The organism is Myxococcota bacterium, assembly GCA_039030075.1.
In the GTDB taxonomy this organism is placed as follows: Bacteria; Myxococcota_A; UBA9160; order UBA9160; family SMWR01; genus JAHEJV01.
This window is the reverse complement of sequence record JBCCEW010000004.1, coordinates 81,779-96,143: the sequence shown is the minus strand read 5'-3', so window position 1 is coordinate 96,143 and position 14,365 is coordinate 81,779. Positions and strand designations below refer to the sequence as shown.

Here is a 14,365-nt window from a genome sequence, read left to right as displayed (position 1 = left end):
GACCGGGGAAGGCCGCTAGGCTGCGCCCCACAGGAGGAACGCCCGTGGAGCGCTTGCTCGAGATCATGGCCCGGTTGCGCAACCCCGAAGGCGGATGTCCGTGGGACCTCGAACAGACCTTCGACAGCGTGGCGCCGTACACGATCGAGGAGGCCTACGAAGTCGACGACGCGATCCGGCGCGGCGCCTGGGACGAGCTCCGCGACGAACTCGGAGACCTGCTGCTGCAGGTGGTGTTCCACGCGCGCATGGCCGAGGAGGCACGCCACTTCGCGTTCGCCGACGTGGTCGAGGCGGTGTGCGACAAACTGGTGCGCCGCCATCCCCACGTATTCGGCGACGCGCGGATCGAAGACGCGGACGCCCAGAGCGACGCCTGGGAGGCCCAGAAGCGCGCCGAGCGCGAACACCGCGGCGAGACCTCGGCGATGGACGGCGTGCCCCAGGCTTTCCCCGCGCTCTTGCGCGCACGCAAACTGGTGTCGCGGGCCGCGCGCGCGGGCTTCGCCTGGCCGGACGCCGCTGCGGCGCGGGGGAAGGTGCAAGAGGAACTGGCCGAGGTGGACGCCGAGCTCACGGGCGGGAACGCAGAGGCGCTGCGCGAAGAGCTCGGCGATCTCCTCTTCGCCGTCGTGGCGCTGGCCGAGCGGGCGAAGGTGGAACCCGAAGAGGCCCTGCGCGACGCGAACGCGAAGTTCGAGGGACGCTTCCGCACTCTCGAGTCCGACGTAGCCGGAGAGGGGAGCACGATCGCGAGCCTCGACCGCGACGCCCTGATGGCGCGCTGGGAAGCCGTGAAGCAGCGGCACGGCTAGACCCGACGGGCCCGGGGTCTCCCCGTACTGCAGCCAGTCGAACCCGCTTACTCAGGCTGCAGCTTCTGCAGCCGGTCGAACGAGTCCACGTACTCTTCGACGATCTGGTAGATCACGTCGCGGACGGCGAGCTTCTCGGTCATGTTGCCGACGATCTGACCGACGGGGTTGAAAGCCACGCTCTGGGCCGGCTTCGGATAGCGGTGCACCCGTGACATCGCGTCTCCCACCAGCATGCCCTGGAGCGGCATGCCCAGCGGGTCGGGGGTGTCCTCGGCGCCCCACGCCTCGGTCCAGTCGTTCTTCAACATGCGGCACGGCTTCCCGGTCCACGACCGCGAGCGCACCGTGTCGCGGCTCGTGGCGACGAAGTAGGAGTCCATCTGCTCGGGCGACGCCTCGGCCTCTTCGACGGCCAACCAGATCGAGCCGGTCCAGACGCCTTGCGCCCCCATGCCGAGGGCCGCTGCCACCTGGCGTCCGCGTCCGATGCCGCCGGCCGCGAGCACCGGGGTGGGAGCAACCGCATCGATCACCTCGGGCCACAGCACCATCGAGCCGATGTCGCCGGTGTGGCCACCGCCTTCCGTGCCCTGGGCGATGATGATGTCGACGCCCGCCTCCTTGTGCTTCAGCGCCTGGGGCGCGCGTCCGCAGAGCGCCGCGACGAGGCGTCCCTGATCGTGGATGTGATCGATGATGTCCTTCGGCGGCGTACCGAGGGCGTTGGCGATCAGCTTCACCTTCGGGTGTTGCAGCGCGACTTCCACTTGAGGCGTCGCGGTGGCTTCGGTCCAGCCCAGCAGCTCCCCGCGTCGCTCTTCATCGGCGGGCAGCTCCGGCACGTCGTGCTCGGAGAGGATCTTCGACGCGAAGGCGCGGTGCTGCTCGGGGATCATCTTCTTGAGCTGCTCTTCGAGCTTCTTGGGGTCGGTCTCGCCCATCCCCTCGTACTTGCCGGGGATGACGATGTCGACGCCGTAGGGGGCGTCACCGATGTGCTCGTCGATCCAACGAAGCTCCACCTCGAGCTGCTCGGGCGTGAAGCCCACCGCCCCGAGGACGCCGAAACCGCCGGCTTGTGACACCGCCACGACGACGTCGCGGCAGTGGGTGAAGGCAAAGATCGGGAACTCGATGTCGAGCTGGTCGCACAGGTCGGTATGCATGGTGGGGGCCTCCGCTAGAGTGGACAGCGTAACCGAGGCGCGCCGCCGGCGTCGGAATCGTCGGGCGAGCGTGATGGTTGGGTCGCGCTGACGATCGGACCGCTCGCCGCTCTGCCGCGACCGGCCGAGCCGCGGCGGCAACCACCAGGAGACCACCATGGGATTCTTCTCCAAGAAGCTCGAATTGCCCGCGCCGGGGGAGGCGCTCCCGGGGCGCGACGCCCAGATGCCCGTGGCCGAGAAGCACGCTGTGCTCCGAACGCCCATGGAGCCGCCGTTTCCCGAAGGGCTCGAGGACGTCTATTTCGGGCTGGGGTGCTTCTGGGGGGCCGAGCGGAAGTTCTGGGAGGCCAGCGGGGTCTACACCACCGCCGTGGGCTACCAGTCGGGCCAGACCCCGAACCCCACCTATGAGGAAGTCTGTACCGGACGCACCGGCCACAACGAGACCGTCCGCGTCGTCTTCGACCCCCGGGCCATCGACTTCGACGCCGTGCTGCGGATCTTCTGGGAGAGCCACGACCCCACCCAGGGCATGCGCCAGGGCAACGACGTGGGCACCCAGTACCGCTCGGGCATCTACGTGACGAGCGCTGCCCAGCAGGAGCAGGCCGTGGCCTCGCGCGACGTCTATGCCCAGCGCCTCGCGGCCGCGGGCTACGGCGAGATCACCACCGAGATCCTCGAGGCGCCTCCCTTCTATTACGCCGAGGACTACCACCAGCAGTACCTGGCGAAGAACCCACACGGCTACTGCGGGCTGGGTGGCACCGGCGTGTCCTGCCCGATCGGTCTCGAGGTCTAGGTCGCCCTGAACGCCTGGCCACGGGTGTTCGAGTCAGAAGGCCGGCAGCGTCGCGCGCGCCCGCGGTCTCGGCGACACTCGCGCCGGAGTCTGCGTGCCCGAGCTACCCGAAGTCGAAGTCACCCGCCGTCGCATCGCGCCCCACCTGGTGGGGCGCCAGATCGCGCGCGTCCGGACCACGCCGCCGAGCTACTTCTTCGTCACGGCGCCCGATCGGTTGCGGAAGCGCTTGACCGGGCGCGACGTCGTCGCGCTCCATCGTCGCGGCAAGTATCTGCTCGCCGAACTCGATGACGCCTCGAGCCTGCTGCTCCATCTGGGCATGACCGGACAGCTCTTTCCCGCCGGTGCGTCGAGCCTGCGTCTGTTGTCGGCCACGAGCCGCGCAGCCCTCGCTCCCGAGGACCAGGTGCGCTTCGACCCGGACGACCACACGCACTTGCGCTTCGAGTTCGCCGACGACGGGCCCGAGGTGTACTTCCGCGACGTCCGGAAATTCGGGAAGGTGGCCTGGATCGCCCCGGGCGAGACCCATCCGCGTCTGGCGCGCCTGGGGCGCGACGCACTGGAGGTCGATGGTCCCCATCTGTTCGCGGCCACGCGCAAGCGGGCCGTCGCGATCAAGTCGTTGCTCCTCGACCAGGCGGTGCTCGCCGGTGTCGGCAACATCTACGCCGACGAGAGTCTCTTCCTGGCGGGAGTCCGTCCCGGACGTCGGGCCGGCCGGGTGACCCGCAAGGAGTGCGACGCGATCGCCGATGGCCTGCGCCACGTGCTGCAGCGATCGATCGAGACTGGTGGGTCCAGCATCAGCGACTACGTCGCACCGGACGGCAGCGACGGGGCCTACCAGAGCGAGCGTCGGGTCTACGCGCGCAAGGGCGAGCCCTGTTCGACCTGCGGGACCCCGATCAAGCGGATCGTGCTCGGGCAGCGCGGAACGCACTACTGTCCCCGCTGTCAGAGGTGAGGACGTGCTGAGCCTACGCGAACTGGAACGAGCGGCCGTGATCCTGCAGCGCGGCGCCGCAGGGCATCGCATTCAGGGCGTGTCCCAGCCCGACCCGACCAGCATTGCGCTGGAGCTCTACGGTGGAAGCGCCGAGGGCGGCAACCGCCACTTCCTGCGGCTCTCGTGCGATCCGCAGGGCGCCCGGGTGGGCGCGCCCGACGACATGCCGAGCGGAGCGCCCGGGACGCCGCGCTTCGCCCAGTACCTGCGCGCCCACGTCCGAGGGTCGCGGCTGCGTGCGGTCGAGATGATCGACGGCGATCGCCAGCTCGCCCTTCGCCTCGAAACCCGCGAAGGGCCCGCGACCCTCTTGCTGGCCATCTTCGGGCGCAAGAGCAACGTGGTGATCCTCGACGCCGACGACCGCATCGCACTCACCCTTCGCCCGCTCAAGGACACGCGCCCCGAACTCGTCCAGGGCGAGTCCTGGCAGTCGCCCGCGCGCACGGTTCCCAAAGTGGGCGAGGATCGGTTCGCCGAGGTCGAAGACGGCGCCTTCCTCGCGGCGATCGAGAACCACTACGCCGGGCGCGAGAGCGATGGCGAGGCCCAGGCGCTGCGCCGCCGTCTGGAGCAGGCACTGCGCAAAGAGGGGAAGTCCCTCGATCGGAAGCTCGAGAAGCTCGACCGCGAGCTCGCGAAAGCCGAGTCGGCGAGCCAGCTCGAGCGGCACGGGGAGCTCTTGAAGAGCGCCCTCGATCGGGTGAAGCGCGGCGACACCGAGGTGGTCGTCCGCGACTGGGACAGCGACGAGGACGTGCGCATCGAACTCGACCCCACGCTGGGGCCGGGCGAGAATCTCGAACGGCTCTTCCAGCGCTACCGCAAGGGGATTCGCGCGCTCACGAAAGCCGGCGCCCAGCTCGACGGCGTCCGCGCGTCACGCGACACGGTGACCGCACTCGAGGCGGCCTTCGCGGAGGCTGCCGACGACGCCGCACTCGCAGCCTTTGCCGAGCGCAAGGACGTCGCGAAGCTCCTCGGGAAGTACCAGCCTCCGCCCCCGCCGAAGAAGCGCGCCGATGCGAATGAGGCGAAGCTCGCGGGGCGCAAGCTGCCCGCGAAGTTCGTGCCGCGCCGTTACCGCACTGCCGAGGGGCTGGAGATCTGGGTCGGGCGCAGCGACGCCGCGAACGACTACCTGTCGACGCGCCTCGCACGCGGGAAGGATCTCTTCTTCCACGTCGCTGCGACGCCGGGGAGCCACGTGATCCTCCGTACCGAGGGGCGCGACGATCCGCCCTCCGACGCGATCCTCGACGCTTGCGAGCTGGCTGCCCACTACTCGAAGGCGAAGAAGGCGAGTCGGGTAGACGTCCACGTCGTGCCGATCAAGAACGTCCGCAAGCCGAAGGGCTCGAAGCCCGGTCTCGTCGAAGTCCACGGCGGAAAGAACGTACATCTGCGCCGGGAAGAGGGTCGGCTGCGGCGCGTGCTCGACGCGCGCATCGAAGACTGAGGGAGTCGGGCGCCGCCCCCGAGCTTCAGGGTTTCTCGACCGGACGCCCCGCCTCGCGCCAGGCGCGCATGTCGCCGGTGAGGTGGCGCACGTCGGTGAAGCCCGCTTCCAGGAGCTGGTCCGTGACCCGGCCCGCGCGCCGGCCCGACTCGCAGTAGACGACGACCGGCTGGTCGCGATACGACTCGAGCTCGCCCAGACGCGCGGCGACGCTCTCGTGGGAGAGGTTCGTGGCGCCGGGCACGTGACCCGACGCGAACTCCTCGGCGCTGCGGACGTCGAGGATCAAAGCTCCGGCGGGCGGCGTGCCCAGCAGGGCGTCCGCCGAGATTTCGCTCACCTCGCCCGGGGCCGCCGAACAGGCGACGGCGAAGAGGAGTCCACCCGCTGCGGCGATGCGTGTAAGGACGTGCATGGCGCTCCCTCCCTGGCGGCCGGTCTGGGGCCGCCCTCCCGGGGAACGATGGTTTACCCTGGGGCGGCCTTCAACCAGGAAGCCTCCATGCGCATCACTCCGCTCGCCGGCGCCTTTGGCGTCGAACTCCACGACCTGGACCTCGCCGATCCGCCCGACGCTGCCGAGGTCGCGAAGCTCCGGGCGCTGCTGCTCGAGCACCGCCTGCTCGTCGTCCGTGGCCAGCAGCTCGACGCGCCCCGATTGCGGGAAATCGGCGCGGGCTTCGGGTCCCTCGATCGGCACCCGTTCATCGAGGCGGTCCCGGGGATTCCCGAGGTGATCGCGGTAGTGAAAGAGGCCGACGAGAAGCAGAACTTCGGCGGCGGTTGGCATTCCGAAGTCAGTTTCTACGAGCAGCCTGCCATGGGCACCCTGCTCTATGCCGTCGAGGTCCCGGAGGAGGGCGGCGACACGCTGCTCGCCGACGCGGTGCGGGCCTACGCAGCGCTCTCGCCCGCCACCCAGGCACGCATCGCCGACCTCTCGGCAGAGCACAGCGCCGCCCACATCTACGGCGCCGGTGGTTACTACGACCAGCGCAACCAGGGCAGCGCTTCGACCCGCACCAAGGCCGCGGAGCTCGCTCAGGGGAAGGTCCAGCACCCGGTCGTGCGCACCCACCCCGAGACCGGCGAGAAGATCCTCTACGTGAACCTCGCCTTCACGGTGGGCATCGCCGACCTGCCGGAATCCGAGTCCAGGGAGCTCCTGGGGGAACTCGTGCAGCACGTCACCGACGACGCGTTCGTCACCCGCCTGCACTGGGAGCCCGGGACGCTCGCGATCTGGGACAACCGCTCGACCCAGCATTACGCGCTCAACGACTACACCGGACACCGTCGCGAGATGCTGCGCGTGGTGATCGAGGGCGATCGCCCGGTCTGAGGCGCGGCCCGGCCTCGGCTTTCGACCCGGTCCCGGCGCGGTATCCTGCTCGCCTTCTCATCGCATCGGAGGACCCCATGAGCGAAACCGTCACCCTCGAAACTTCCGGCGACGTCGCCGTCCTGCGCCTCGATGACGGCAAGGCGAACGCCCTCGGGCCGCCGGTGCTCGACGCGATCAACGTGGCCCTCGATCAGGTCGAAGAGAGCGGGCAGGCGCTGCTTCTGACCGGACGACCGAACCGGTTCTCTGCGGGCTTCGATCTCGGTGTGATGCGCGAGGGCGGGCCCGAAGCGGGACGCGCGATGGTGACGGCTGGCGGCCGACTGGCCATCCGACTCGGACGCCTGTCGGTGCCCGTCGTGATCGCCTGCAACGGCCACGCGCTGGCGATGGGGGCCGTCCTCTTGATGGCGGCAGACCATCGGGTGGGCTCGGCCGGTGACTTCAAGGTGGGCTTCAACGAAGTCGCGATCGGGATGACGACGCCGCTCTTCCTCTTGGAGCTCGCCCGCGAGCGGATGTCGAAGCGCCATTTCCTGCGCGGCACCGTCGAAGCCGAGGTCTATGGGCCGGACGAGGCCATCGACGCGGGCTTCTTCGACGAGGTGGTCGCCGCCGAGGCCAACTTCGAGACGGCCCTCGCCGCCGCCGAACGGCTCGGCAAGCTCCCGCGGAAGCCCTTCTTGAACACGCGGGCACGCGCCCGCGGTGGACTCCTCGACGAGATCGAGCGCGGGCTGGAAGCGGACGTGGCGAAGGCGTTCCCGGCCTAGCGGCGTTGCGTCGGCTCAGCCGGCGACTTCGACGAGGACCTTGAGGACGTCGCGCTCTGCCGCGCGCGCCAGGGCTTCGTTCGCTCGCGCGAGCGGGAGTCGCGCGTGGATCAGGGGCTCGACGTCGACGCGCCCGTCGCGCAGGGCCTCGAGTGCGGGCGCGAATGGCCCGCAACGCGATCCCACCACCTGGATCTCGTGAATCACGAGGGGCGCGAGGTCGGTGGCGATCTCGTCGGCCACGGTGCTCTTCAGCACCAGGGTCCCGCGCGGTCGGGTCGCCGCGATCGCCGCGCGGAAGCCCGCCGCGCTGCCCGTCGCTTCTACGACGAGGTCGGTGGGTTCGGGGGACCAGTCGCGCGCCAGCCGGCTTCGGATCCCGCGGGCTTCGAGGAGCGCGAGCTTCTCCGGGTGATGGCCCACGGCGAGTACGTCGGCGCCCGCCGACGCCAGCACCTGGGCCACCAGGAGGCCGAGCTTCCCGTCGCCCAGCACCACGCAGCTCGCGCCGGGTTCGACCGTCACCTGCTCCAGGATCTCGAAGGCGGCGGCCAGCGGCTCGGTGAACACCGCCTGGGTGTCGCTCACCGTGTCGGGCACCGCATGGAGATTGGCGACGGGAACGGCGACGTACTCGGCCAGCGCCCCGTCCGCGTCCTGGATTCCCATCACCCGTCGGGTGGGGCAGTGGCGTCCGAGCCCGCGCGCGCAGGCGTCGCAGCGACCGCACGCGAAGTTGATCTCGCCGACGACGCGACGGCCACGCCAGCCGTCGGGGCCCGCTTCGACCTGCCCGACGAACTCGTGGCCGAGCACGCCCTGAAACCCCATGTAGCCGCGGGCCAACTCGAGGTCGGTGTTGCAGACGCCGGCCCACGCCACCCGCACCAGGGCTTCGCCTTCCCCGGGTTCGGGCGGCGGTCGCTCCTCGACGCGCGTGGTGTTGCCGTCGAGGGTCAGGGCGAGCATTGGGCGTCCTGCATGTGGGCCCAGGGAATCGCGCTTCGGCGCGCCGCGCCAGGGGGCGGGTATGCTCTCGCGCGATGCGTCATTGCGCCCTGGTTCTCGTGTTCGCGCTCGTCGCCGCCTGTGGCAACGGCGCGCCGCCGCCCATCGACGGCTCGGAGCTGCCCGTCGAGTGGCTGCGGATCGGAACCCACCGCATCAGCGCCGAGATCGCCCGAACGCCGGCTGAGCGCAACCGCGGCCTGATGTTCCGCGAGAGCCTGCCCACGGATCACGGCATGCTCTTCGTCTTCCAGGACGATCGGGTGCGCGGCTTCTGGATGCGCAACACACCGTTGCCACTCACGATCGCGTATGCGGACGCCGCCGGTCGCATCGTCCACATCGCCGACCTCGAACCCCACGTCGAAACGCCGGTCAGCAGTCGCTACCCGGCGCGCTACGCGCTCGAGATGCGCCGCGACTGGTTTCGGGATCATGCCGTCTTCCCGGGCGACCGGATCGAGGGCATTCCGAAGTCGTCGCCCTCGGGCTCCTAGAGGATCACCTCGAAGCCCTCGAACTTCGGATGCTCGAGGTAGGTGCCCTGGGGAGCGCGCGCCTGGGCGTGCGCCTGCTTGAAACTCTCCGACTCGGTCCAGGCGCGAAACGCTGACTCGTCCTTCCAGAGACTGTGGGACGCATAGAGGGTCGCGTCGTCGTCGCTCTCGCCGCGCAGCAGGTGGAACTCCTGGAACCCCGGCACGCCATCGAGGTGAGACTCGCGTTCGCGCCAGAGCTTCTCGAAGGTCTCTTCCGCGCCGCGCGCGATCCGGAATCGATTCATGGCGATATACATGGGCAGCCTCCCTCGTGCGGCTCGCAGCCGCGCGGCGACCCTAGCGCCCCGCGCGCTCCCGCTCCATGGCGGTGCGCTCGTCCTGCTCGCGGCGGGCGGCGGCGTGGCGCTCGTCCCCGGAAGCGCCGACAGGCCGCTGCTCGAGCTCGGCGATGCGCGACGCGCGTCCGTAGATCACGAGCTGATCTCCCGCTTGCAGCTCCGTGTCCGACGGTGGCGCCCCCAAGAACCCTCCGCCCGGACAGGCGACGGCTAGCACGCGGACGCCCTCGTCCTCCAGCTTCAGTTCGCCGAGGGTGCGCTCGCAGATCCAGTCGTCGGAGGTGATCCGAAGCTCGTGGATGCTGTAGTCGTCGCGCAGGTGGAGGACGCGCGCGTAGTCGCGGAGGTCGATGTCGGAGAAGCGCATCAGACCCCAGCGGATCGCGGCGCAGAGCCAGCCATCGACCCAGCGACTCGTCGCGAACCCGCATAGCGCCAGAAGCCCCACCGCGAGCGCAGCGGGACGCTGCCAACCGCCGGCTTCGAAGCTCCACATCGAGACGAGCAGCGACGACACGGCGGTCACGATGCCGACGTTTCCCGCGAGCATGAGGTGTCCGACGATGCGACGACGCAGCGGATGCGAAACGATCGCCTCTGTCTCGGCCGTCGTGAAGCCGGTTCCGGTGAAGGCCGAGCGCGCCTGGAAGCGCGCTGCTTCTTCGCCGAGGCCGGTATGCACCAGCGCCACGCTGGCGATGCGCGTGACCAGGACCGAGAGCAACAGCACGACGAGCAGGGTCGCGACGGCGAGCATGGGGCTCCTCAGTGTTCGAGTAGCTTGAAGGCGACGGCTGCGAGGAAACCGGCGAGGGTCGAGAGCCCGACCAGCCGGCCCGAGCCCGCGAGGTGGACGGCCTCGGGGATCATCGTCGATGCGATGGAAGCCAGCATCGCGCCGGCGGCGATTCCCTCCACCGCGACGAGGGTGGCATGCGTCGTGGACGCGCCGAGCACGTAGCCGAAGCCCGCGCCGACGGCGGTGACGGCAACGAGACTGCCCCACAAGAGATGAATGCGCGTGGGGGAGAACCCCTGGTCGCGCATGGCCACCGAGCTCGACAAGGCCTCGGGGAAGTTCGCGAGGAACAGACCCCCGACCAGCGTGAACGGAATCACGTTCGCGAACGCCACACTTCCGTTCGCCGCGAGCTCGGCCGAGACCAGACCCAGGAGGCCGGCACCGATCACGAAGCTCTCGGGGATTCCATCGATCAGCAACCCCAACCACACCGCCAGGCCCGAGCCTGTGTGGTTCTCGGCCTCGCGTCGCCACTCGGTGGGAGTCGGTACCCGGCCCCCGGTCGCGAGCGCATCGATCGCACGCATCGCCCAGTCCTCTTCTTCTCGACTGCGAATCGCGTCGCGCTGACGCACGTCGCGGAGGTGCTCGGACCCGATCTCCCGGAGCGCTGCGTCGAAGGCGGGATGGCGCGTGCGCCACGCCTCGATCGCGGCGCGGGGGATCGTCAGGACCTCGACTTCATCGACGGCGGTGGCGGAGAGGCTGTGCGGCCCCTCGGTGAGTACGGCGAGCTCGCCGAGGATCGCGCCCGGCCCCACGGTCCCGATGCTCCCGCCCGCGCGCCAGAGCCGGACCTCTCCGGAGCGCACGATGGCGATGTGGTCACCGGCGTCGCCTTCGGCGAAGAGCACCTCCGACGGCGCATAGGTCAGCTCGGCGACATCGTGGACGGCCTTCGAGACCTCGCGTTCAGGGAGCGTCCACAAGAGCGGGATGGCGCACAGCTCTCGCACACGGGTCGCATCGCGCTCGCGGTCGAGGGCCGCGAAGTGCATCATCGTCGTCGAGACCTTGCGCAGGAAACCGCCGCGACTCGCGAGCATCCGGTCGAGGAGGGTGAAGAGCACGCCGCCGATCCCCGAGGCCACGAGCAGCGTCACCAAGACGCCGGCGCCATGGGCGTCGTGTCCGAGCTCGGCCACGGTCGGGGCGACCAGTTCGAGACTCAGCGCTGCGATCAGGGCACCGGCGCCGAAGGACGCGAACACGGCAGTGGCCGCGGGCGGAAGCCGCAGGGTCAGGCCGAACCAGGCGCCGAGCGGCAGCGCCGCGGCGCTCAGGGCGCCGAGCGCCACGGCCCATAGCCAATGGCCCTCGCTCATCGGTGCCTCGGCGGCCAGGTCAATCCGGTTTGGGCGGGCTGCCGCGAACGGCGTGCTGGGCTGCCGCGCATCTCGATATTCCTTCGCATGGAACCTCCCCGCCCCCGCTTCGCTGGGGCTCGTCTTCCGAGATGCAGGGGACCATCAGAGGTCACGCCAGCGCGCGTGATAGGATGCGCCCGAGCCCATGGGCGACGCGCGCGACCCGAAAGATCCTCCTGGCCCGAGCGGCCCGGCGACCGAGTCGGCGCTGGTCGCGCGCCTACGAGAGGGGGATGCCGCCGCTTTCGAAGAGCTGGTCCGCGCCCAGGGCCCGCGCATGCTCTCGGTGGCCCAGCGCTACCTCCAGAACGAGGATGACGCGCGCGAGTGCGTGCAAGAGGCGTTTCTCGCGGCCCATCGATCGATCGGGCGGTTCGAAGGGCGCGCGCTCCTCGGGACCTGGCTCCATCGGATCGTCGTCAACGCCGCGCTGATGCGGCTTCGCTCCCGCCGGGCGAAGCCCGAAGAGCTGCTCGAAGACTGGCTCCCTCGCTACGACCGCTACGGGTTTCGGGAAGGTCCGGTTCACACGAACGATCTCACCCCCGAGGAGCTCTACCGCCGCGCCGATACCGCGAAGCACGTGCGCGAAGCGATCGAGCGCCTGCCCGAGAGCCACCGCACCGTGCTCTTCCTGCGCGACATCGACGGCTTCTCTACCGAAGAGACCGCCGAGTTGCTCGGAACCAGCCGCGGGAGCATCAAGATGCGTCTCCACCGAGCGCGATCCGCCTTGCGCACGCTCCTCGCGCCACTCTTCGCGGAGGACGCCGACTGATGTGGTCGCTCCTCTCCAGACTCCTGATGCGCGCGAAGGGCGGCGGTCCGCCTCCGCCGTGGAAGCGCCGGATCGGCTCGTGGATGCTTCGCCGCGTCCCCGGGATGCTGACCTGTGAAGCGTTCGAGTCGTTCATGCACGACTACTACGAGGGCCACTTGCCGAGCTCGGTGCGATCTCGCTTCGACATCCACATGACCCTGTGTCCGATGTGCCAGGTGGCCTTCCAGGACTACCTGCGCGCCATCGAGCTCGGCCAGCGTCTTTGCGAAGACGACGACACGTTGCCTGCTGCGATGCCCGAAGAGATGGTGGGCGCGATCCTGTTGGCGCGCGACACGGACCGCTGAGCGGTGCGGCGCTAGGGCGCGTTGGGCTCGCGCTTCGGGGCGTCGAGTAGGCGCCAGAGCAGGTTGTCGCTGAACGACGGGTCGCGCGTCATCGCGAGATGGTCGCTGAACACGAAGTTCACGTCGCTCCAGGCGATCGGTGTCTCCAGACCCGGCTCCCAACGATCACGGCCCACGCGCTCGTCCATCACCGCGCTGGTGCGCAGCACCCGCGAATCGCCGGCGTCGGATTCGACCAGCGTGAGCGCACCCTCTGCGTCGACCTGCATGCGCGCCGCAGTCTGGACGGCATCTCCCGAGAAGAGGTGGAGGGAGGTGTGGGCGGGGGGCGCTGCCGGTCGGTCGAGGGCTGCATGGAATCGCTGCGCACGCCGCAACGACTTGGCGAGGTGCTCGCGCGCGACGCGTCTCCGCGCCTCTTTGCTGCTCTCATCGGGCAGCAGCACCTGAAGCGTCGCATCCGCCTCTTCGGCCATCAAGCCCCAGTCGTAGCGCTCCCAGGTCGTCGGATCGAAGAGGTCGACACCCCGACCCGATGCGTCGACGACGGCCTTGTGCCGGTTGCGCGGCAGCAGCTGATAGATGGCCGGCATGGTCCCGAGGATGGGCGGGACGTAGTGCGGCAGGAAGAAGGCGAGTTGGGTGCCGTCGACGAGGTTCGAGAGCCCGTCGAGCGACCCCGCGTTCGGCGTCCCGACCATGATCAAGCGTTCGACGTGTTCGGTACCGGCCCAGGTAATCTCGGGAGCGCTCCCGTCGGCGGGGAGATCGCGGGCTCCGTAGCGGAGGTAGTACCGGCTCAGCAGGCCCCCCATCGAATGCGCGACGATGTCGAAGCGCACGTCGCGCTCCACGCCGTAGATTTCCTTGAGGCGCGCTTCCACGAAGGCCTTCTTCTCCAGGATGAAGGCGTGGAGACGCTGGGCGTTCTCGATGTTGTCGCGTCGCCAGTCGTAGGCGAACTGGAAGCAGGTGAAGTGATCGGTGCCGTAGTCGATGGCGCCGGCTTCGGCGAGCTGCTGGTCCCGGTAGCCACCCGCTCCCAAGGTGCGCAGGATCGAGATGTACGCGTGTTGTTCCACCGGCAGCCCCAGCAGGCTCACGGTGACACTCTCGAGAACGCCGTCCGGTTGGACCTCGTCGGTCAGCGTCGAGAGCGCCTGACCCTCGGCCATCGGGAGGGCGACCAGGCGCGCGTCGGGACCGAAATCGGGATTCGCGTAGGTGCCCGCGAAGCTGCCCCACACCACCCGCTGGCTCTCGGCGTCGCGCAGCACGGTTCCGAGTACGCCCGGCATGACGATGATCGGGTTCCGGTACAGGTCGCCGAAGCGAGCGGCGCGGTCGTAGATCGTGCCGAGATTCGGGCCGGGCTTCAGGCTGGTGGTGCAGCCCAGGGCGAGCAGGGCTGCGCCGAGCAGCCCCACGACCAGGCGTCGATTGGGTCGCATGCGTCCTCCCCGCGCCCTCGGATGCCGCGTGCGCTGCGCCGTCACTTCAGTACCAGCCCAGCGTGCGCACGGTCACCGCCGCGGCCGCCGAGAGCGTCCAGAAGCCCACCACCAGGCCCGTGGCCAGGCCTAAGCCGTGCTGGCGCCACTCCCGGACCGCGATGTCGACGCCGATCCAGAAGGCGATCAGGATCGCCGCCACCGCGAAGAAGTTTCGCTCGACCACCGCCAGCAACAGGCCCGACGCGCCGAACACCACGAAGATGGCGATGGCGGCGAAGGTGACGGGCCAGAGGCTGGAGTCGCGAAAGAAGGTCAGCAGCCAGTCGGGTGCGCCGCTGGCCTCGGGCCCGGGTTGCTCTTCAGAGGGCTCGTTCACCCGCACAGCTTAGC

General features: G+C 69.6%; 17 protein-coding genes. 9 read left to right on the top strand and 8 right to left on the bottom strand.

Annotated features, from left to right (window positions below):
• The first annotated feature begins 44 nt into the window (after positions 1-44).
• Entirely contained in the window at positions 45-815 is a 771-nt protein-coding gene (gene mazG, locus AAF430_05670) for a nucleoside triphosphate pyrophosphohydrolase (GenBank protein MEM7409699.1), read from the top strand.
• Positions 816-862: 47 nt separating this feature from the next.
• On the opposite strand, the gene AAF430_05665 is transcribed toward mazG, so the two are convergent.
• Entirely contained in the window at positions 863-1,984 is a 1,122-nt protein-coding gene (locus tag AAF430_05665) for a nitronate monooxygenase family protein (GenBank protein ID MEM7409698.1), read from the bottom strand.
• Between the two features lie 157 nt (positions 1,985-2,141).
• Between AAF430_05665 and msrA the strand changes: the two genes are divergently transcribed.
• The 3 genes from msrA to AAF430_05650 all read left to right on the top strand — a co-directional run bounded on the left by msrA (position 2,142) and on the right by AAF430_05650 (position 5,260).
• Positions 2,142-2,789, top strand: a complete 648-nt coding sequence (gene msrA, locus AAF430_05660) for a peptide-methionine (S)-S-oxide reductase MsrA (GenBank protein MEM7409697.1) — start codon at positions 2,142-2,144, stop codon at positions 2,787-2,789.
• Between the two features lie 94 nt (positions 2,790-2,883).
• Positions 2,884-3,759 (top strand): bifunctional DNA-formamidopyrimidine glycosylase/DNA-(apurinic or apyrimidinic site) lyase, encoded by an 876-nt coding sequence (mutM, locus tag AAF430_05655; GenBank protein ID MEM7409696.1) that lies wholly within the window; start codon positions 2,884-2,886, stop codon positions 3,757-3,759.
• 4 nt (positions 3,760-3,763) lie between these two features.
• A complete protein-coding gene (locus AAF430_05650; GenBank protein MEM7409695.1) occupies positions 3,764-5,260 on the top strand; it encodes an NFACT RNA binding domain-containing protein in 1,497 nt (498 codons plus the stop codon).
• Between the two features lie 25 nt (positions 5,261-5,285).
• Here the strand turns inward: AAF430_05650 and AAF430_05645 are convergent, their stop codons facing one another.
• Positions 5,286-5,675, bottom strand: coding sequence for a rhodanese-like domain-containing protein (locus tag AAF430_05645; protein MEM7409694.1), 390 nt, complete (start codon positions 5,673-5,675; stop codon positions 5,286-5,288).
• 87 nt (positions 5,676-5,762) lie between these two features.
• On the opposite strand from AAF430_05645, the gene AAF430_05640 reads away from it, so the two are divergent.
• Together AAF430_05640 and AAF430_05635 are read left to right on the top strand one after the other, a co-directional pair.
• The gene (locus AAF430_05640) at positions 5,763-6,602 is read left to right on the top strand and encodes a TauD/TfdA family dioxygenase (protein MEM7409693.1); all 840 of its coding nucleotides are present in this window, start codon (positions 5,763-5,765) and stop codon (positions 6,600-6,602) included.
• Between the two features lie 77 nt (positions 6,603-6,679).
• Positions 6,680-7,378 (top strand): crotonase/enoyl-CoA hydratase family protein, encoded by a 699-nt coding sequence (locus AAF430_05635; protein MEM7409692.1) that lies wholly within the window; start codon positions 6,680-6,682, stop codon positions 7,376-7,378.
• A gap of 15 nt (positions 7,379-7,393) precedes the next feature.
• Here the strand turns inward: AAF430_05635 and AAF430_05630 are convergent, their stop codons facing one another.
• Positions 7,394-8,347 carry an alcohol dehydrogenase catalytic domain-containing protein gene (locus AAF430_05630; protein MEM7409691.1) on the bottom strand — a complete coding sequence of 318 codons (954 nt, stop codon included), beginning with the start codon at positions 8,345-8,347 and terminating at the stop codon, positions 7,394-7,396.
• 74 nt (positions 8,348-8,421) lie between these two features.
• On the opposite strand from AAF430_05630, the gene AAF430_05625 reads away from it, so the two are divergent.
• Positions 8,422-8,883, top strand: a complete 462-nt coding sequence (locus AAF430_05625) for a DUF192 domain-containing protein (protein ID MEM7409690.1) — start codon at positions 8,422-8,424, stop codon at positions 8,881-8,883.
• Here AAF430_05625 and AAF430_05620 read toward each other — a convergent pair.
• From AAF430_05620 to AAF430_05610, 3 genes are read right to left on the bottom strand one after another with little or no spacing between them, the layout of a single operon-like run.
• Positions 8,880-9,182 (bottom strand): antibiotic biosynthesis monooxygenase, encoded by a 303-nt coding sequence (locus tag AAF430_05620; GenBank protein MEM7409689.1) that lies wholly within the window; start codon positions 9,180-9,182, stop codon positions 8,880-8,882. The genes AAF430_05625 and AAF430_05620 overlap by 4 nt on opposite strands.
• Before the next feature lie 40 nt (positions 9,183-9,222).
• Positions 9,223-9,981 carry a TrkA C-terminal domain-containing protein gene (locus tag AAF430_05615; protein MEM7409688.1) on the bottom strand — a complete coding sequence of 253 codons (759 nt, stop codon included), beginning with the start codon at positions 9,979-9,981 and terminating at the stop codon, positions 9,223-9,225.
• Positions 9,982-9,989: 8 nt separating this feature from the next.
• Positions 9,990-11,351, bottom strand: a complete 1,362-nt coding sequence (locus AAF430_05610; protein MEM7409687.1) for a cyclic nucleotide-binding domain-containing protein — start codon at positions 11,349-11,351, stop codon at positions 9,990-9,992.
• A 187-nt stretch (positions 11,352-11,538) separates the two neighbouring features.
• Here AAF430_05610 and AAF430_05605 point away from each other — a divergent pair, with 187 nt between their 5' ends.
• Positions 11,539-12,171 (top strand): sigma-70 family RNA polymerase sigma factor, encoded by a 633-nt coding sequence (locus AAF430_05605; GenBank protein MEM7409686.1) that lies wholly within the window; start codon positions 11,539-11,541, stop codon positions 12,169-12,171.
• On the top strand, positions 12,171-12,521 hold the full coding sequence (locus AAF430_05600) for a hypothetical protein (GenBank protein ID MEM7409685.1): 351 nt from the start codon (positions 12,171-12,173) through the stop codon (positions 12,519-12,521). Before AAF430_05605 ends, AAF430_05600 begins: the two co-directional genes overlap by 1 nt.
• A gap of 11 nt (positions 12,522-12,532) precedes the next feature.
• On the opposite strand, the gene AAF430_05595 is transcribed toward AAF430_05600, so the two are convergent.
• Together AAF430_05595 and AAF430_05590 are read right to left on the bottom strand one after the other, a co-directional pair.
• Positions 12,533-13,972: a hypothetical protein gene (locus AAF430_05595; protein ID MEM7409684.1), complete on the bottom strand. Its 1,440-nt coding sequence runs from the start codon at positions 13,970-13,972 to the stop codon at positions 12,533-12,535.
• Between the two features lie 46 nt (positions 13,973-14,018).
• Complete coding sequence (locus tag AAF430_05590; GenBank protein ID MEM7409683.1) at positions 14,019-14,351, bottom strand: hypothetical protein; 333 nt, start codon at positions 14,349-14,351, stop codon at positions 14,019-14,021.
• Positions 14,352-14,365: the final 14 nt, after the last annotated feature.